Source organism: Dehalobacter sp. DCM, from assembly GCF_024972775.1.
Lineage (GTDB): Bacteria > Bacillota > Desulfitobacteriia > Desulfitobacteriales > Syntrophobotulaceae > Dehalobacter.
The window spans coordinates 2,271,845-2,291,744 of sequence record NZ_CP092282.1 but is presented as its reverse complement, the minus strand read 5'-3'; the positions used below and the strand labels follow the sequence as shown (position 1 = coordinate 2,291,744).

Here is a 19,900-nt window from a genome sequence, read left to right as displayed (position 1 = left end):
TATTAAATACAATCACTGTTCGTATATTTCGAGAAATAGTCTTTTCCTATTATAACGTAAACAGCAAGCGAAGGCGAATAACTTCCTCATATTGTTCCGAATGATTGCAGGTTATACTTACAGGATTTTAATAAGATTTGTTGAATACTATGGTTTTAGGATTTTCTATAATTTAATACTAGTACTTCATTCTTGAATTTACTTTACACCTCAAATCAGGTCTGCGTGCCACAGTTCCCCAGATTATCACATCCTTCTGTCATGGTATTTATAGAATGCTGTACTAGTTTGAGCCTGAATGGAAGATAACAGGAGAATGTGACCTATGACGGTTAGAAAAAGAATTATCTGTATTGTTGTTATATTAACTGTAATAATTATCAGTATCAGCAACACGGTTTATGGCATATTTTTTACAAATTACCTTGAAAACCAGGAGGATGCACAGATTGATTCCGTCGGGGCAGGCCTTAGTTCCTATTTAATAAAAATGACAGAGCGTTACCAGGGAAATACAGATGATTACAGTCACTGGGATGATACCTATGCTTATGTGACCCATGAAAAACCGGATTTCCCGGATGCCAATTTTACACCGGAAACGTTAGAGAACCTGGACATTAGCTTTGTCATTATTATTGGGCAGAATGATTCTGTTCTTTACACCTGCTACTATGATTTTAATACAAGAAATTTTGTTCCTTTCCCGAAAGAAGTCAGCATTCCAGATCTAGTGATACTTTCGAAGAATGGTGACTATCCCAGGATGCTGCAATTTGGCAATCAATTCTACTTTGTTGTCTCGTCACATGTAACTAACACCCAAACGAACAAGGTCGCCGATGGCCGAATAGTTGCCGGCAGACTGATCGATCAACGAATTATCCGAGATCTGCAGGATATTGCCCAGGGAAATATCCTGATTTCATCCATACGGCTCCAGAACGGCTCAGCCTATTCTGGATTTTTGACTTCGGAAAACGATCGATTAGAAAAGCTGGAAGTAATAAAAGATAAAACCATTATCCAAAGCAAATTTCTAATTCCTAATACCTCGTATCATGGGTCATCACTGCTCATCACGTTTTCTAAAACACGCGACTTATATACCCAGGGAATCGGTCACATGAAAAAGTTCATCCTTATCTATACGGTAGTTTTTATCCTCCTTATGATCGCTCTGAACCATTTACTGGGAATGTATATATCCCGTCCCTTTACTAAGATTATCAATGACGTTGCCAGTTTGGATTTAGCTCAGAGTGAAATTCCCAGACTGCGCAGTGAAGATAATGATGAATTTGTTTTATTGAGAAAATCCATCAACCTGATGCTGGAAAGGCTCGAAACAGAGAAGAATAACGGATTGGCTTTAGTTATGAAGTTAGCGGAAGCCGATATTCAAAAAAACAATTTTCTGGCGATGCTTTCTCACGAGATCCGCAACCCCTTAGCGTCGATTATGTTAAACTTGACACTTCTCGATCGTTCAACTGCCAACACAGAACAGTCCATCCAAGCACGGGAGGCTATGGCGCGTCAAATCAATCAGCTTTCCCATCTTTTCGATGATTTGCTGGATATTACACGGATCACAGAGAATAAAATCATCCTTCACAAGGAACCGCTGGAGCTGAATAAACTTTTATATAAAATTATCCAGGATTTTAGGCCGGAATTTTTCCAAAAAGATATCCGTATCGAATTACGTACAGTGGATACCCCTCTCCATATCCATGGTGACGAAACACGGTTGATCCAAGTCTTTGATAACCTCATGAAAAATGCAGTAAAATATACCTCACCCGGCGGCTACACCATCGTTACTGTGACTCAGAAAGATATCCAAGATAAAGCCTATGCCGTTATGAGTATTCGTGACAACGGTATTGGTATTGAAAAGAATATGCTGGACAATTTATTTGAGCCATTTTTCCAGGCAGATAATTCCCGTGACTACAGTCAGGGCGGACTTGGCTTAGGATTAGCCATTGTTAAGCGCTTTATCGAACTGCATAATGGTGATATCACCGTGCACAGCGACGGCATAGGTAAAGGAACGGAATTTACCGTAAAGCTCCCTCTTCTTGATGATTCTCATCTCGCTGATTATCGGCCTGTTCAGCATAAAAACCAGCCATTGACTATCCAAAAACAGCGCACACTGCGTATTCTCATCATTGACGATCTTCCGGATATTTCGGAAATCCTTTGTATTTTGTTAACAGAAGCAGGCCATGCTGTAACCATAGCCGTCAACGGCTCTCAGGGGATAGTTAAAGCCAATGAAATCCATCCGGATGTGATTATCTGCGATATTGGACTGCCTGATATGAATGGTTATGAGGTTGCGAAGCATATTCGGGAAAATGTGCAGACGAAAGATATCTATTTGATCGCCTTATCGGGATATGCCATGCCGGAGGATATGGAGCGGTCAATGCAAGCCGGTTATCATTGTCACTTGGTAAAACCGGTTGATTTGGAAAAATTACTGATTGAACTCAATCGTGTTTGATCGCAGATCATACCATTGTACTAATATGGTTGCAAAACAGACTTTTTAAATTATACTTGAATTAGACGTTGCATTAAAATAATCAATAAAAGAGGCATCATGATGAATTTTGATTGGAATCCCGACACCATGCGATGGTATCAGGCCGCAAATGAATACACCGGATTTTTCCGTAAAATTGCGGATATCATTACGCCAAAACTCCACGGTTTTTCTACACTTTGCGATATCGGGTGCGGCCTTGGCCTCATCGATCTGGAATTCTGCCGGCATATTGACCATGTGACCTGTATTGATATCAACGCCCAAGCCATTAATGCCTTAAATACCCTGATCGAGGCCAGACATATCACCAATATAGAAACGCGGCTCATAGACTGCAATCTCATTTCCGACAGCTGGGATGTGATCTTTATCAGCTTTTTTGGCAGCCGCAACTTGGAAGAGTTCCTCCCCCGCTGCCAGAAGCTGTTTGCTGTAATCAACACCGATAACGATCCGGAATTATATCCGGGTAAATATCAACGCTATAAAAAAAATACCGTCGCTGAAGCGAAGCAGTATATGACAGAGAAAAATATTTCCTATACATTAACAGAAATCGTCTTGGAATTCGGCCAGCCGCTGCTTTCACTAACGGATGCCGAGAATTTTGTCCGCAGCAATTCACCGGAGATCACCGATGAGGAACTGGCTGATTTTCTATCCGGCAATCTGATTACAACAAATGATACGCACTATCCCTACTATCTCCCCCATACCAAACCCATCGGTATATTTGAAATCGAAGGAAGAGGTTAAGAAAGAGGCAGCGCTGGGTCATCGATGCAGCGGCAACTCGCGGCGCACTTTTTCAACCTGGGACATATCGATTTCCTGGATGATATAACCTTCCTTTTCATCCATGTGCCGGAGGATGTTTCCCCAAGGCCCGACAATGATCGTATGACCCCAGGACGTATAGGATGCCTCCGGGTCGCGCGCCGGCGCAGCCCCAATCATAAAAACCTGATTATCGACAGCCCGAACCCGAAAGAGGATCTCCCAGTGAGCCGGTCCGGTGGTCATATTGAAAGCACCCGGAATAATGATTATTTCCGCTCCCTGTTCGACCATCTGCCTGGATAGTTCCGGGAAACGAATATCAAAGCAAATACACACTCCGACCTTCCCAAACTCGGTGTGAAAAACGGTTATATCTTTTCCGGGCGTCAATGTATCTGACTCCCGGAATTTTTGTCCGCCTTCGATATCGACATTAAACAGATGCACCTTGCGGTGTTTCCCAATTTGTTTCCCTTCGCGATCAAAGATAAAACAGGTATTATAAATCCGGCCTTGATCATCCTTCTCCGGCATGGATCCGGCAACAAGATAGAGTTTATATTCAGCAGCCAAGCCGGCAAGGGTCTGCCAACCCGGACCACCCTCTTCTTCGGCGTAAATCGGAAAGAGATCTGTCTGGTATGGGCAGTTAAACATTTCCGGCAAAATGACAAGATCAACGCAGTGCGGCATTAATTCATCCAAATAGCCCTTGACTGTTTGAAAATTACGTTTTTTATCAGGTGATACCTTCATCTGCAGCACAGCTGCCCGCATCTGTGTCATCGTTATCTCCTTCCGACAATTCGCAGCGTATCATGATTTTAATATCCCAGATAGAATGGTAACTGTCAATATAAACGAGTTATTCTACTCTTTCCAACGCTTTCAGGATACCGTAGATAATAGCCTGGGGCCGTGGCGGGCAGCCGGGAATATAGACATCGACGGGAATAAGTGAATCGATACCGTTATTCGTCGCATAGGAATCTCTGAAAATACCGCCGCTGCAGGCACACGCGCCGACGGCGACAACAAGTTTTGGATCGGGTGTGGCCTGATAGGTTTTGACCAGGGCTTGCTGCATATTTCGGGTGGCTGTTCCGGTAACGAGCAGCATATCCGCATGCCGCGGCGACGCGACAAAGCTGATCCCCAAACGTTCAATATCATTGACCGGATTATTCAAAGCATTGATCTCATAATCGCAGGCATTGCAGGATCCGGAATCGACTTCCCGTATCTGTAAACTGCGCCCAAAAACTTTCATGATATGCTTCTTCAATTCCCCGGTAAGTGCTTCATCCGCCATAGCCGGAACATCCGCCTCATGGATGACGAGGGTTGGCTTCGCATCCGCCGTATTTGGTTCCGCAGCGGCTGATTCAGTTAACACCGATCCGTCCGGGCGAAGCTTGGCACGGCTTCTTTCCGCCAATTCAAAACAATGTGTCATCCGGATAGCGCCGGATTGGCATACGTCCTCGCAAAGCACACAAAATACGCACTGATCATAATTAATTCCAATACGTCTTGCTGCCCCGTCAAAAGCAATCGCCTGAGACGGACAACGTTGGGCACAGGCACCGCAGAAACAGCATCTCTCCGGGTGGATCACCGGCTGCCCGATAAAGTTGGCAGTGCTATTGATGATCTTGGGATACTCCTGGGTTAGCCGGGGATATTGGATAATTTTTTTTAATGTGTTAAACATCGTTTTTTCCTTTTTTCATATTAGCCGTATTAGCCTGTTAGCCGTTAAACGACCTCGAAATCAATAATGGTTGTTCACAGTCGGGGTGACAGTCCGGTAGTTATAAATCATTGCCGGCATAAGAAAGGTTAAAGCTTTTATTGATCAACGGGAAATCCGGGATGATATTTCCGTTTACCGCATAACATAGTGCCGGCCAGTTACAGAAAGACGGTGTGCGAATTTTATAACGATAGATCGTATTGTTTTTTCCTGTCATTAACCAGTGGATATTTTCTCCACGCGGAGCTTCGGTTATGCCAAAAGCAAAATGATAAGGCTTGACATGGGTTATTGGCTCCAGAACGGGTCCTGCAGGCATGGTCTCAATTGCTTGGACCATCAAGCGAATCGATTCAAAACACTCTTCGATTTTTATATTGAAGCGACAATTGATATCGCCGTTGTTATGCTCCGGTATCTGAACTTCCAGTTTGTCATATGCCGCATAGGGGAACCAGCGTCTGACATCATAGCCAACCCCGGATGCTCTCCCCCCAGGACCGACGGCATTCAAATCTATCGCAATCGGCGTTGCCAGAATGCCGGTGTTTTCTACACGGTCAGTAAACAGGCTGTTTGATTTGACAATAGAGACGGTGTCCTCTAGTTCGGAGCGGATTTGCTCCAGCTGTCGGATCAGACTGGCCTCTTTCCCTTTAACAAAGTCTTTTCGCATACCACCCAACGTGTTGACACTGCGTAAGAAACGCATGCCGCAAAGTTCATCGGCTAGTGCATACGCCCAGCCTCGCATCATCCGAAACTGAAATGTGGCGAAACCGTACGCCGCATCCAAACAGACACCGCCAAGGTCCCCCAGGTGACTGGTCAGCCTTTCCAACTCGGCGAACAGAACACGCATATATTCTGCTCTCTCCGGCACGTTGCTGCCGGATATCGTTTCGATTGCCTGACAATAAGCCAGGGAATTGGCGAAAGTCTCATCACCGGAGATTCGTTCGGATAGATACAGACCTTTTTCCAGCGTTTGACCTTCGGCTAATTTTTCAATTCCTTTGTGCACGTAATAAAGCTGTGCTTCCAGATTGATAATCGGTTCTCCCGCCACACTGAACCGGAAATGACCGGGCTCGATAATCCCGGCATGAACTGGCCCGACCGGGATTTCGAAAACCCCTTCTCCTTCGACTTTGCGGAATCGGATTTCCTCTTTGGCCATCGGAAGCTTGCTCCGGACATCAAATGTTTTACGCAATGGGTAAATGCCCTGAGGCCAGTTGCTATGGAAGACGAGCCTTTTTGCGTCCGGATGGCCAATCGGCACGATTCCGAAGAGATCCTGAATTTCACGTTCGTAACCGGCCGCAGCCTGAATCGTATGACTAAGTGATTGTACTTCGGGTTTGGCTGCACCAATCACCGTTTTAATCGTCACCAGAATCCGATATTCTTTATCGGCAAAGACGTAATAGAGACCGTATCCCAAATCTGTCCCTAATTCATCCTCGTTTTCATCATTGGCAAACATTAAGACCAGTTGATATCCCCATTCTTTGTGGATATACGTGCAAATGGGTTCGATGCGATCGGATTCTACCCTAAAATAAAGGATGTTATCCGTGACAGCTTTCGCTTGCATACCTAAGCTGTCCGTGTTATTTTCAGACTTTATACACCCATTTGGCAGTTCCACTGCCGAGAATGTGTCTGTCAGTGTCTCTTTTAGGTTGGATAGGTTGATATTAGTATTTAACGTATTCATCGTCGTCACCATTTCTTAACCCCTTCTTCCATCATCAAAGGCCCATTACGATGTTCCGCGCCTGTAATAACAACTCTCTGATGCCAGGCGGAAGATAGATGCCGCTGATAAGTATGGTTATAAGCAAAATAATCAGGCATAGAGCCCCAGCCTTATTGGTTTCACCGGGTTTAACAGCAGCCGCTGAGCTGTTGCCTAAATACTTATCGGCTGTTTCTGATGGTTCCGATGGTTCCGATTGCTCTAACCGATCCGCAATAGAAATGTCCTTTACGGCTGGATATAGGGAATTGGTATCTGAGCCATAAAACATCCGGAATAATGTCACGGCGACACCGGCAAATACCAACCCTAAAAGTAGAATGAAAGCAATACCCATTCCCAGACGCATACCGGTATATACCCACCCTGTGCTCTCTTTAAAGATCGCACTGATAATACAGAACTCGCTGGTAAAGATACTGAAAGGTGGTGTGCCGGTTATGGCAAATAAACCGAGCAAAAAGGCCGGGCCGCTAACCGGCAGTGTTTTGAGTACGCCTCTTATTTTATAAATCTGCTTCGAATCATATTTCTGCATGATATTCCCGGCGGATAAAAACAACAACGATTTGGTAAAGGAATGGTTGATCATATGCAGCAGCCCTCCGAAAATAGAAAGCGGCGTAAACAGGCCGAAGGCGACTGCAATGATACCCATATGCTCAATACTTGAATAAGCCAGGAGACGCTTGTAATCCTTCTGGGTCAGTATAAACAAGGCGGCTGTTGCTATCGACAAAATACCGATTCCAATCAGAAGCCTGCCGGTGAAATCGTTACTGCCCAAATTACGATTCACGATGGCGGTTGTGCGAATGATCCCATACATCGCACTGTTAAGAAGAACACCGGAAAGCAAAGCGCTGATGGGTGACGGTGCCTGACTGTGGGCATCCGGCAGCCAGGTATGCATGGGAACTAATCCGGCCTTTGTACCAAAGCCAATTAAGATGAAGATAAATGCCAGCCGCAAGACGGCACTTTTCAAAGCTCCGGCATGAGCAGATAACGCCGTCCAGTCTAAATAGGATGCGTCGGTAAGCACGCCTGTAGACGACCAATGCAGAAGGATAATCCCAAGCAAAGCCATGGCAATACCAACGGAGCAGATAATAACATATTTAAATGCTGCTTCCAGCGCATGCTTATCACTGTTAAAGCCAACTAAAAACGCGGAGGCTAAGGTCGTTGCTTCAATGGCGATCCACATCAGCCCCATATTCTTGACGGTCAATGCCAAAATCATGGTTAAAACAAAGCCATACATCAGAATATAGTACAGCCTTATTTTCTTGTCCGTTAATTGACCATGGCGTTTTTCTTCATTTAAATAGCCTACAGAAAAGACAGCGGCCATAAAGGCAATGATAATGACCATATCCAGAATGACCATGCTTAATGCATCGAGATAAAAGAATCCGCCCAGCATAGGATAGATTACGACGCCGTTGACAATCACGCGGAATGTCAATGCCCCAGCACACACAGCAAGCAGGATGGAGGAGGCTACACTCACGGCATGCCGATAATGGTTCTCCTTAACCAGAAAAAAGATGATGACGGCGATTACCGGTATGATATAGAGTAAAAAACCCATGGCAGTCTATTATCCTTTCAAATTCTTCAACTGATCGGTATCGATGGAATCAAACTGGTCATTGAGCCGAAAGGTTATCAGGCCCATAATCATGACAAAGGTCAGAAGGTCAATGAAGATGCCGAGATCAACGATAAACGGCATGCCGTGCGTCACCAGCATGGCTGTGATATAGAGTCCGTTCTCTATGACCAGAAAGCCGATGATTTGTCCAATCGCCTTCTTCCGGCTGATCATAAAGAACAGCCCAATCCAGATCACCGAAACCGAATTGACCAGCTGCAGATTCGAGCTCTCCCCGCTGATGCCCTCCACCCCCGCCAAGGTGAAATAAGAGAATACCACCAACCCGCAGCAGACTAAAATGAGGATCGGAATATTCCAGATAAAATCTTTTTCTACCTTGTACCGGACATTAGCGTACGTCTTACTTAAACGGGCGGGAATGAGGATGACTTTGAGCGCGATGATCAGGACACAGACAATCAAAATATCCCAGCGCCCCTCATTGAAGAGGCTTCGTATTCCCATGATGCCGGCTGTCAAAGCAATCAGGAAGGACTGCAGTCGGAAAGATTTGATATACGAATTGATTCGCTTATTCGCCATCAGCAAAAATGCCGATAGCAAAATCAAAACAGACAGCGTTTCTAGAATCTTTGAACCAACGGCTAAATCACTCACCGCCGCGAAATCAGACATGATTACCTCCCAGAATGAAAAATTGCAAAATCCCTAAAAAGGCTAAAATGAAGGCTAATGCCGCGAGGTTGGGGATACTGAACAGCTTAAATTTCACTGTATTCACCTCAAATACGGCAATGACCAAGGCCATGAAAATGACCTTGAAGAGATAAATAAGCAGAGACAGTCCGATAGCCGCGATCCCTGCACCAATCCATTGATCATGCGGCATTAAAATATTCACAAACAGGGTTATAAGGACAAGTTGTTTGACCGAAGCAGCATATTCCATTAACGCTAAATGCCTTCCGGAATATTCGAGTATCATTGCTTCATGGACCATGGTTAATTCCAGATGAGTTGACGGATCATCCACCGGTATTCGCGCGGTCTCAGCGATAATAATTATCAGCAGAGCCAGCCCAACCATCATATAGACCGGATGAACCAAAGGAAAAGCCATCGTCTGGACCTTAAGCATAATCAAAGGCAGCGATGTCGTTTGGGCGATGATCCCGATGGCAAAAAGCGAAACCATCATCGATGGTTCGATGAGTGAGGATATCATCGCTTCCCTGCTGCTTCCCATTCCGCCAAAGGTGCTGGCGGTATCCAGTGCGGCAGCCATCATAAAAAAACGTCCCAAAGCAAAAATCGACACCAGCATAATGAAATCACCGGGAATGCTTATGGACGACAGGATGGTTGTCGATACAGGAACAAGCAGCGCCGCGGCAATCGCCGTCCCAAAAACAATGTACGGCGTGGCTTTGTAAATCCATGAAGAAACGTCCGAAACAACCGACGATTTTTTCATGAGTTTATAGAGATCAAAGTACATTTGCAGAAGAGGTGCGCCTTTTCGTTTCTGACTTAATGCCTTCACTTTTTTGATCACACCGTTAATCAACGGAGCAATTAATAGAACAACACCTAATTGAATAATAATGTAAATAATTGTATCCATCGTTCCTGCCTCTTTAGATTAATTAAGCGAATCGGTTATAGAGCATCAACACTAAAACCGCCACAAAAATATATAACAAATAACTGTGAATACTGCCGGTTTGAATACGGAATTTGGTTCTTTTGGAGAACCGTTCAAACAGTTTAATGACCGGGTGATAAAGGTAGTCTTCGAATATGGAAGCAACTGTTGTTGTATATTCGATTGAATCCGGATAATAGAAAGAGTCCCCTTCCAGCAGGGTTTTCCTCGTGGGGCGAAAGAGTATCCGAAATACGATTTTGATCGGTTTGGAAAAACCGGTGGCGGTGTACTGCATGCGCGCGTTTAATGCGTCAAAGCCGCAGTCCCAGGTACCATATTTTCGTTCAACATATTTGCCGCCGACGATTCGCAAAACACCAAGCGTTAACAGAAAGATTCCCCCCAAGGCGAGCAGTAAAGCGATGGGTGAAATGCTGCCTGCTTGAACCGTTAAGGGATAATACGCCATGATGAAGCCGCCCTGCAGTTGGCCGAATATGGACCCTCCCCCAAGGCTGACCACTACAGGATCCAATATGCGTATGATGATCATTGGAAATAAACCGATACCAAAGCAGATGACCGCAAGAACAGCCATTCCGGCTGTCATGGTTTTCGGTACTTCGCTGGCGCTTGACGCCTCTTCACTTCTGGGAAGTCCGAGAAAAGAAATACTGAACAGTTTAACAAAACAAGCGGCTGCTAAAGCCCCAGTTAAGGCTAAGGCTGCAACAGCGACGATCGACAAGAAATTGAGTCCGATCTGTCCCGGCACGATATTGGCAAACAACGACTGAAAGGTAAGCCATTCGCTAATGAATCCATTAAACGGGACAATAGCCGATATGGCTAAGGAAAAACAAAGGATAAGCAAGCCTGTCACCGGCATCCGTTTTAAAAGGCCGCCCAGTTTCTCAATATCTTTTGTATGTACGGCGTATTGAATTGCGCCGGCGCCAAGGAAGAGACCCCCTTTGAACAGCGCATGATTCACGGTATGCAGCAATGCCGCAATCAGGGCAAAACCACCTATCATGGCGTTATGTTGTGCCAAAGCGATATAGGAAACACCCAGTCCGATCAGAATGATGCCGATATTTTCCACACTGTGAAAAGCAAGCAGGCGTTTGATGTTATGTTCCATTAAAGCATAAGCCACTCCGAGTACCGCAGAGATGATACCCAGAACAAGGATAAGAACACCCCACCAGGTATTTTCTATTCCGAGCAAGCATAGAACAAACCGAATGAGACCATAAATCGCCGTTTTGATCATGATTCCGGACATCAGCGCGGATACATTGCTGGGTGCTGCCGGGTGCGCATAGGGGAGCCAGATATGAAACGGAATGACACCGGCTTTGGTTCCAAAGCCTACAAGAAATAACAGAAAAGCTGCATTCTTTGCCGCTGTCGGAATAGCACCCGCTGTTGACGTGTTCATGATTTCGAAGGATTGCGTATAGTTGTAAATGATAGCAATGCCAACGAGCAGCAAGGCCGTTGCCAGATGCGTCATCACGATGTAGAGGGTACCGGCTTTCTGGTTTTCTTCTTTTTCTGTTTCAAAGACAACCAAAAAATAGGACAGAAGCGACATTGCCTCCCAGGACATATAGAATATAACCGCGTTTGACGCTGTTAGTACTAGAAACATCGTCACGATGAATAGGACATAAAGCAGATAAAACAATCCGATATTCCGTTTTCCGCGGTAGTGATCAATATAGCTAATCGAATATATTGATACACAAAAAACCAAAACGGACAATGCCAGCAAAAAAAGTGCCGACAAATTATCGATACTGATCTGCAAATTAATAAAAGGCAGCACAGATTGCCAATCAAAAATGATTAACTTTCCAGTTCGATTGAGGATGATGCTGACAGAAGCAACCGCCGTTAACACCGAGGCCGCTATACAGAATAAATTCACAAGACCATTCGCAGCTTTTTGTTCCCTTTTAAACATCGCGATGAGAGCTGTGGCTGCCCCTAAGAGATAGAGCATAAGCGATAGTTGCAAAAATAATACGGCGTATGCTGACAGATTGAATGACATGAAGCGAATAAACCTCCATTTTCAAATGTAGAAGATTTAGTGGTTTAATAGGATATTCTTTTGAGTCGTTATTTCTAATACGTTGTACTAACAACTTTAGAGGTTCAATTAAGCATGGTCAGGCTCGCTAATGCCTTTCCAGAAAATCTCCCAAATGGTTTCTAAATGAATCGTCACATTTTCCGGCCGATAGATGATCATACTGGAAAGGATGCCATGAACCATTGCCATAAAGGAAATGGCTATTGTTTCAGGATCCTGAACACCAATAATCCCCTGTTCCATATTGGTGCGGAGAATATCTTTGACAAGCTCAAAACGTTCATCCGATAACACCTGAATTTTCGTTACTAATGTTTCTTCAAATACTTTAGGCGGAAATAATAAAAGCCTCTTCCAGAAATAGAGTTTCGTCTGTGATTGTTCGTAATAATTCAAAATCATATGATACATACTCTCTAAATCACGGCATTGCGCATTAATCTCGAGAAAGTACTGATTGATTTCCTGGTTGATCACCGCATACAGCAACTCTTCTTTACTGGCAAAATGTGCATAGATCGAGGCTTTTTGGATCCCCACTTCACAGGCAACCTCCGTCAAAGAAAATTCGGTGCCCTTATCTGCAAATAAACGAAATGCGGAATGCATCAATTTCTTTTTAGTTTCCATCGAAACCTCCTTATTCAGGATACTAATGCCTACCTAACGTTAGGTAGTCTTAGAAATTATATGATCAGTTTCGTGATTTGTCAATCCGGGGTAAGAAAAAACGAAATACAGAAAAATAAAATTCATAATACACATCCGATTTGGAAAATATTAATAAACGGGACCAAAAGAGGCAGAGGAATATGTTAAAAAAAATATTATTTAAGAAACTTAAAGACAAAGCCAAAAAGACAAATGAAAATAGAAGTGGAAATGGAAATCAGCATGAAAATACCGGTGCTGCCCAGCCTGCAAAAAAACAACCGGTATCAAAAAACTATGATGACAATCTGCGCGTTCTGCGGCAGGCTTTTATTCGGTGCGCAGATATCCAGTTTCACGAATTTCTGATCGGCACAGATTCTCCGACCCGGGCTTTTATCATCTATGCTTCTACCGTCACCGACTATGAGACAATTAATCAGCATGTACTGGGAGCGATTCTGTCGGATTCCCAGGAATTACAGTCTCTGGTGAAAAACCACAAAGAGAATATTGTCCAAATTGTCTTAAAGCGCCTGATGACGATTGCAGATACCCAAACAATTTCTTATCTTGATGAAATTGAAAACCAAATATTTGCTGGAAAAGCGGTTTTATTGATAGAAGGTTCTTCGTCTGCCCTGGCCGCAGGTGTACGCGGTGGTGAAAACCGATCCATCATCGAATCTGATACTGAGCCGGGTGTCCGTGGGCCTAAAGACGGCTTTATTGAATCCATCGATGTGAATATGAGTTTGATGCGTCGGCGATTAAAAACCAGCAAGCTAAAGTTTGAAATGCTAGAAGCCGGGAGACTAACCCATACGAAACTTGCCGTTTGTTATATTGAAGGGGTAAGCAATGACCCATTATTGCAGGAAGTACGCCAGAGACTAGGCAGAATTGATACTGACAGTATCTTGGAAGGCAATTATATTGAAGAATTAATTATGGATGAGCGCTATTCTTTATTCCCACTCATCCAATATACGGAGCGTCCCGATAAAGCTGCTGCTTCCCTGCTGGAGGGAAGGATTGTCATTTTAATCGATAATACGCCGATGCAGCTGATCGTTCCGGCTACCTTCGTTACCATGCTTCAGGCTGCGGAAGATTACTATCACAACGCCATATTCGCGACCTTAACCCGGATTCTGCGGTTCATATCCTTAAATATGGCTTTACTGCTGCCGGCCGTAACCGTCGCCGCTTTCTCTTTCCACCAGGAACTGCTGCCTCCTCAGTTAGTGAGTTCAGTGGCGGGATCACGACAAGGTTTACCCCTTCCCATTTCCTTAGAAATTCTTTTAATCGAATTTGTTTTCGAAGTTTTGCGTGAAGCCGGCGTCCGTTTACCAAAGACCATTGGTCAAGCGATCAGTACCGTCGGCGGTTTGGTTATCGGCCAGGCTGCAGTGAATGCCGGTCTTGTATCCCCGATTTCGGTGATTGTGGTCGCTACGACGGCGATTGCATCTTTTACCATTCCAAATTATGATGCTGGCTATTCGCTGCGGCTGCTGCGTTTTTTATTGATCTTTTTAGCGAGCTTTCTCGGTGGTATTGGGATTATGTTCGGTTTAATGGGGATATTGATCCATCTCTGCAGCTTACGATCCTTTGGCGTTCCCTATTTATCCCCTTTTGCGCCTTTAAGTATGCAGGATTTCCGGGATATTCTACTCCGGGTCCCATGGTGGGCAATGTATGCCCAACCCAAAGCTTATCGCACTGTCACATCTAAAAAAAGCAAGAATCAAGGACCAGTCAAGCCAAAGAAAGGGGGAAGAAATTCATAGCATTGCAAAAAATATCCGGAACCCAAATCACTACCATACTGATTATCTTCCTGGTCGTTACGGCTGTCCTGTCGATTCCCGGATTCGCAGCGAATAAAGCCAATGAATCGGCCTGGATATCTGTTTTACTCTCGGTTATGGTAGGACTTGTTGAGCTGGGGATCGTCTACAATTTGGGGATGCGTTTTCCTCAAAAAACTCTGACCCAGTATTCTGAAATACTCCTCGGAAAGATTTTGGGGAAAATGCTGAGCTTTGGCTATATCGCGTTTTTAATTTTCATGAGTTTTTTTGTTGTCAGTGCTTTTACTGATTTTATCACGATACACCTGATGCCGGAAACGCCAAGAATCGTCTTTAATTTTTTCCTCACGCTGTTAGCTGCTTATGCTGTATTTCAAGGATTGGAAGTTATCGCCCGTATCGCTCAGTTTGTATTACCCCTGGGTCTTTTGGGGTTGTCTTTCTTGATTCTGTTTCCCTTATTTAACGCTGATTTCAGCCAATTACTCCCGTTTTTTGACAAAGGAATTCCCGCAGTTTTAAGCGGAGTGATTTTGCCGGCCGCTTTATTCGGTGAACTTGCCGTGCTCACATTTCTCCTGCCCATGACCAACAAACCCCAAGAGGTTTTCAAAAATGGAGCCTACGGTCTTTTGACTGCAGGATTTTTTCTTACAGCCGTTACAACCGTTACCATTGCCGTATTTGGGCCGGAACAGACGCAGATTTTATTATTTCCTTTTCTACACCTAGCAAAATCCATTAAAGTGATGGGTATTCAACGTTTAGAATACTTTGTCATTTTTATTTGGGTTTCCGGTATTGTTGTTAAAATTGCCGTATTGTACTATATCGAGTGTTTTACGATTGTCAAAGTTCTTGCCTTAAAAGACAAAAAACTGGTCATGATGATCTTAGGGATATTGCAGGTTATTGTACCCAATTATATGTTCAAGAACTCTTTTGAGTCAGGCATGTTTTTCGCAACCTATTGGGCCCCTTTTGCGCTTCTTTTTGAGCTGGCCATCCCCCTTCTGCTTTTATTGCTGGCGGTAATCAAAGGAAAGAAAGTGAGGCGGTTGAATTGAATAACTCCTTTAAGGTTAAGATCCTGTGTCTCGTGCTGATACCACTAATTCTTTGTTCCGGATGCTGGAGCAGAAAAGAAGTTGAAAATTTGGCCTTTGTCACCCTCACCGGAATGGATTATGCGAAGGTAAACGGCAAAGAAGTATGGACAGTATCGAGTTTGATCTTAGATGTTCAAGGTACCCAAGGACAAGGGGATCAATCCGCTTCCCAAGCAAATAAAGAAATATTTATCATTGGTCAAGGCCCCACCCAGCAGACAGCCATTGTCGATTACGCCAACAAACTTGCGCGGACACCATTTTATGGGTATATTAGCGGTTATATTTTCGGTGAAGAAGCCGCCAAAGAAAAACTGGGTGAGATTATCGAAAATTTAAATCGGTATTTTCAAACCCGACCGCTAAATATCATGACGGTGACCAAAGGGGAAGCCCAAGATATGTTGAAAAAACCAGGAACGGTGAACCGACTTCTTTCCCAACAATTGACGGAATTTACGGAATACAAAGCAACTGCCTCAGGTAAATCCGTTGGGGTCTATTTATATGAATTAACCTCATGGCTCGTAAGCCCTGACCGGGACGCTGTATTGGGGGAAGTTAAGACAATATCCTATGATGCCGGTAACAATAGCCCCGAAGATGAACCAGCCGTGGAAGCAAATATCATGGATGGAATCGGTGTTTTTCGGGCAGGTAAATTGATCGACTGGCTAAACGATGATCAGGTACGGGGCTATTTACTGCTAACCCAAAAGTTAAGAAAAAGCCAAATATCCCTCCCCGTTGAAACAGATAACAAAACATTTTCGTATTATATCGGCAAATCCGATTGCAAAATTGAACCGAAAGTAGAGGGCGATAAAGTCTTCTACCGTGTTACCATCAAAGTTGTGGGTGAAATTGATGACAACGCAGGTGTTGAACTAAGTCCCCAGAGCGCAAAACCGCTGGAAGCAGTGATTAGCGATAAAATTAAGAAACTGGCAGAAGCAACAATCGAAAAAGCGAAAGACAATAAGGCTGACTATTTGGGCTTTTCCGAAGTGCTTCATCAAAAAAATCCAAAGTTTTGGAAAACCTTGGGTCCAGAGTGGCGGGAAGCTTTTGTGAAATCGGATGTCGAAGTGATTGTCAAGGCCAAAGTCATGGGTGGTGGAAAGTTATTAAAAAATCTAGAAATAGGAAAGTAAAATTAGGTCAAAGAAAGGGGGAAGAACATCATAGCATCGCAAAAAATATCCGGAACCCAAATTGCTACCCTGCTGTTTATTTTCCTGGTAATAACAGCTCTCATGATAACCTCCGAAATTACAGCGGATAAAGCAGGAGAATCCGCCTGGATATCCATAGTACTCTCTATGATAGTAGGCCTGATTGAGCTCGGAATCATTTACAATTTAGGGATGCGATTCCCCCGCAAAACGCTGTCACAGTATTCCGAAATTCTTCTAGGGAAAACTTTAGGAAAAATTTTAAGTTTCGCTTATGTCGTTTTTTTTATGGCATTAAGCATATTTGTTAGCAGGTTGTTTACGAGTTTTATCACAGTAAACCTCATGCCGGAAACGCCGACTATCGTTTTTTATTTTTTTCTTACTCTCATGGGGGCTTATGCTGTCTCTAAAGAAATTGAAGTTATCGCCCGTATGGCTCAGTTTATCCTGCCGATAGCAGTGTTTGCATTATCTTTTTTAGTTATTTTTCCTATACTTAACGCTGATTTCAGCCAATTGCTCCCCTTATTTGATAAAGGTGTTTCGGCCGTGTTGCGCGGTTCACTTGTTCCCTCAGTTTTTTTCGGAGAGATTATTATACTTGTATTTCTTATGCCCCTGGTAAACAAACCACAAGAGGTTCTTAAAAAAGGCTGTTATAGTATTGTAGCTGCTGGATTATTTATCACCTTAATTACGGCCATTACCGTTGCAGTATTTGGACCTGAACAAACCCGGAGTCTGGCCTATCCTTTTCTTCACTTGGCAAAAGCCATTAAAATTCTTGGTATACAACGCTTGGAATATTTTGTTATTTTCATTTGGGTATCCGGGCTTGTTGTCAAAATTGCTGTATTGTACTATGTTGAATGTTTCGCGCTCGTTAAACTTTTTTCTTTAAGAGACAAAAGAATTGTTATCCTCATTGTAGGGATAATGCAGGTTTTTTTGCCAAATTATTTATTCAAAACTCCTTTTCAAGTTGCCCCGTTTATTAATATTTTTTGGCCCCCAGTAGCCTTTCTCTTTGAGCTCGTTATCCCCCTTGGACTTTTGTTTCTGGCAATTATTAAACGGAAAAAAGTGAGGCGGTTGGATTGAATAAATCCTCCGGCAAGCTGAAGGAAAAGTTTAATGTATCGCCTCAAATGCATCTAACCAATTAATGCGTCTTCAGACAAAATTCACGCAGGACAGAGGCGAGCGTGACTAATCCTTCTTTGATCCGCTCTTCCGGCATGTTGGAGAAGTTGATTCGAAAGGTGTTTTCTTTGCCGCCGTTTGGGAAAAATGACCCGCCTGGAACAAAGGCGATATTCTTTTCCAGCGCTTTCTCCAGGACATCACGGGCATTAATGGCAGCTGGCAGTTCAACCCAGGCAAACAAACCACCTTCCGGCCGGGTATATGTCACATTATCGGGGAAAAGATCATCCATTAATTTGACTGTTAAATCACGGCGCTTTTTATAAACATCGCGTATCTTAGCGATATGGTCATCAATGTTATACATATCCAAATATTTAGCAATAACTCTCTGCGCCAATGTATTGCATTGAAGGTCTGCACCTTGTTTCACCAAAACATACTTTTTAATGACGTCCGGGTCGCCGAGGATCCACCCGATACGGAAGCCGGGACAAAATATTTTGGAAAAGGTGCCCAGGCTAAGGATACTCCCTGTCTGATCAAATACCTGTAAGGATGGCAGCATCTCACCTTCAAACCGTAATTCACCATAAGGATTATCTTCGATGACAATTACATTGTGTTCCTCTGCCAATCGGACTAATTTTTCTCTGCGTTCAAGGCTCCATGTTCTGCCTGTGGGATTCTGGAAATCCGGAATCACATAGATCATTTTCACCCGATCCGTTGTTTCGAGTATCCTTTCCAAAGCAGTGGGTATCATGCCGTTATCATCCGTCGGGACTTCGACAAATCGACAGCTGTAAGCACGCAAAGCACTGATCGCGGCGAGGTATGTCGGGCTTTCACAGAGCACCACATCGCCTTCATCCAGAAATACCTTTCCGGATAAATCAAGCGCTTGCTGCGACCCATTGGTGAGCAGGATATTGTCTTTGGAAAACTGCGTGCCCCAACGCGTATTCATCCGATCGGCAATCCAATTTCGCAGCGGATCGAATCCTTCAGTCGTCGTATACTGTAAAGCTGCGGTTCCTTCCTCTTCCAGGACGATGCGGCTTATTTCTTTGATTTCATCCACAGGGAATGATTCCGGTGCCGGAAGTCCGCCGGCAAAGGAGATGACCTCCGGGCGTTCAGTAATCTTCAAGATTTCGCGTATTTCAGAGGCCTTAAGATTTGATATCCGTTTTGCATAGTGATTTTCCATCATCATAGTAACCGTCCTTTATGTAATTTTTACGTCATTATTCATGATCTGGGATGTGTTGATAGCATGGATTGTCTCCGTACAAATATGCTGGTTATCTATTGTAAGATCGACGTTGTACCTAGTACATCATTCTAGAATTTTCTTTACACCTCAAATCAGGTCTGCGTGCCACAGTTCCGGCGACAAGCGGAGCACGGATTGCGTAGCGCAACGGTCCATGGATGACGGACCATGGATGGTCCTAAGTTCAAATTCACCACGGATGGTAATAGAATTTGAACTTCCTGTTAACGATTGCAATTCGCCAAGGAGGGCAAAAAAATTTTAACTTCCTTAATGAAAATCCACGGAGGGCGCTATCTGCCGAAAGCGGAATGTGGCATGCAGACCCAGCCCAGATTATTACATCCTTCTGTCATGGTATTTAAAGAATGATGTACTAGTATCTGTAACACCTAGTATTCTCTGTTTTATTGCATTATCCTTTCACCAAAAGCAAGAAAGGCGTGTTAAAAACGATACGGCATCAACAATGGA

General features: G+C 43.9%; 15 protein-coding genes. 6 read left to right on the top strand and 9 right to left on the bottom strand.

Features of this window, described 5'->3' with window-relative positions; all coding sequences use genetic code 11:
• Window positions 1-325: 325 nt before the first annotated feature.
• Window positions 326-2,518 carry an ATP-binding protein gene (locus tag LPY66_RS10620; RefSeq protein WP_337984315.1) on the top strand — a complete coding sequence of 731 codons (2,193 nt, stop codon included), beginning with the start codon at window positions 326-328 and terminating at the stop codon, window positions 2,516-2,518.
• Window positions 2,519-2,617: 99 nt separating this feature from the next.
• The gene (locus LPY66_RS10615; protein WP_337984314.1) at window positions 2,618-3,319 is read left to right on the top strand and encodes a class I SAM-dependent methyltransferase; all 702 of its coding nucleotides are present in this window, start codon (window positions 2,618-2,620) and stop codon (window positions 3,317-3,319) included.
• Window positions 3,320-3,337: 18 nt separating this feature from the next.
• Here the strand turns inward: LPY66_RS10615 and LPY66_RS10610 are convergent, their stop codons facing one another.
• The 8 genes from LPY66_RS10610 to LPY66_RS10575 form a co-directional block, all read right to left on the bottom strand.
• Complete coding sequence (locus LPY66_RS10610; protein ID WP_337984313.1) at window positions 3,338-4,129, bottom strand: carbon-nitrogen hydrolase family protein; 792 nt, start codon at window positions 4,127-4,129, stop codon at window positions 3,338-3,340.
• Window positions 4,130-4,208: 79 nt separating this feature from the next.
• Window positions 4,209-5,057: an NADH-quinone oxidoreductase subunit NuoB gene (gene nuoB, locus LPY66_RS10605; RefSeq protein ID WP_337984312.1), complete on the bottom strand. Its 849-nt coding sequence runs from the start codon at window positions 5,055-5,057 to the stop codon at window positions 4,209-4,211.
• A gap of 100 nt (window positions 5,058-5,157) precedes the next feature.
• The gene (locus LPY66_RS10600) at window positions 5,158-6,834 is read right to left on the bottom strand and encodes a hydrogenase large subunit (RefSeq protein WP_337984311.1); all 1,677 of its coding nucleotides are present in this window, start codon (window positions 6,832-6,834) and stop codon (window positions 5,158-5,160) included.
• 22 nt (window positions 6,835-6,856) lie between these two features.
• On the bottom strand, window positions 6,857-8,461 hold the full coding sequence (locus tag LPY66_RS10595; protein WP_337984310.1) for a hydrogenase 4 subunit F: 1,605 nt from the start codon (window positions 8,459-8,461) through the stop codon (window positions 6,857-6,859).
• A gap of 9 nt (window positions 8,462-8,470) precedes the next feature.
• A complete protein-coding gene (locus tag LPY66_RS10590; RefSeq protein WP_337984309.1) occupies window positions 8,471-9,163 on the bottom strand; it encodes a hydrogenase in 693 nt (230 codons plus the stop codon).
• Window positions 9,156-10,112, bottom strand: coding sequence for a respiratory chain complex I subunit 1 family protein (locus tag LPY66_RS10585; protein ID WP_337984308.1), 957 nt, complete (start codon window positions 10,110-10,112; stop codon window positions 9,156-9,158). Before LPY66_RS10585 ends, LPY66_RS10590 begins: the two co-directional genes overlap by 8 nt.
• A 22-nt stretch (window positions 10,113-10,134) precedes the next feature.
• Window positions 10,135-12,198 carry a proton-conducting transporter transmembrane domain-containing protein gene (locus tag LPY66_RS10580; RefSeq protein WP_337984307.1) on the bottom strand — a complete coding sequence of 688 codons (2,064 nt, stop codon included), beginning with the start codon at window positions 12,196-12,198 and terminating at the stop codon, window positions 10,135-10,137.
• A gap of 108 nt (window positions 12,199-12,306) precedes the next feature.
• Complete coding sequence (locus LPY66_RS10575; protein ID WP_337984306.1) at window positions 12,307-12,870, bottom strand: TetR/AcrR family transcriptional regulator; 564 nt, start codon at window positions 12,868-12,870, stop codon at window positions 12,307-12,309.
• A gap of 182 nt (window positions 12,871-13,052) precedes the next feature.
• Here LPY66_RS10575 and LPY66_RS10570 point away from each other — a divergent pair, with 182 nt between their 5' ends.
• Genes LPY66_RS10570 through LPY66_RS10555 form a run of 4 tightly spaced genes read left to right on the top strand, consistent with a single transcriptional unit; the run spans window position 13,053 to window position 18,102 of the window.
• The gene (locus LPY66_RS10570) at window positions 13,053-14,690 is read left to right on the top strand and encodes a spore germination protein (RefSeq protein WP_337984305.1); all 1,638 of its coding nucleotides are present in this window, start codon (window positions 13,053-13,055) and stop codon (window positions 14,688-14,690) included.
• Window positions 14,691-14,692: 2 nt separating this feature from the next.
• The gene (locus LPY66_RS10565) at window positions 14,693-15,781 is read left to right on the top strand and encodes a GerAB/ArcD/ProY family transporter (protein WP_337984304.1); all 1,089 of its coding nucleotides are present in this window, start codon (window positions 14,693-14,695) and stop codon (window positions 15,779-15,781) included.
• Window positions 15,778-16,977, top strand: coding sequence for a Ger(x)C family spore germination protein (locus tag LPY66_RS10560; RefSeq protein WP_337984303.1), 1,200 nt, complete (start codon window positions 15,778-15,780; stop codon window positions 16,975-16,977). Before LPY66_RS10565 ends, LPY66_RS10560 begins: the two co-directional genes overlap by 4 nt.
• Window positions 16,978-17,004: 27 nt before the next feature.
• Window positions 17,005-18,102: a GerAB/ArcD/ProY family transporter gene (locus LPY66_RS10555; protein WP_337988069.1), complete on the top strand. Its 1,098-nt coding sequence runs from the start codon at window positions 17,005-17,007 to the stop codon at window positions 18,100-18,102.
• A 61-nt stretch (window positions 18,103-18,163) separates the two neighbouring features.
• Here LPY66_RS10555 and LPY66_RS10550 read toward each other — a convergent pair whose 3' ends face one another.
• Window positions 18,164-19,360 carry an aminotransferase-like domain-containing protein gene (locus LPY66_RS10550; protein ID WP_337988068.1) on the bottom strand — a complete coding sequence of 399 codons (1,197 nt, stop codon included), beginning with the start codon at window positions 19,358-19,360 and terminating at the stop codon, window positions 18,164-18,166.
• Between the last annotated feature and the right edge of the window lie 540 nt (window positions 19,361-19,900).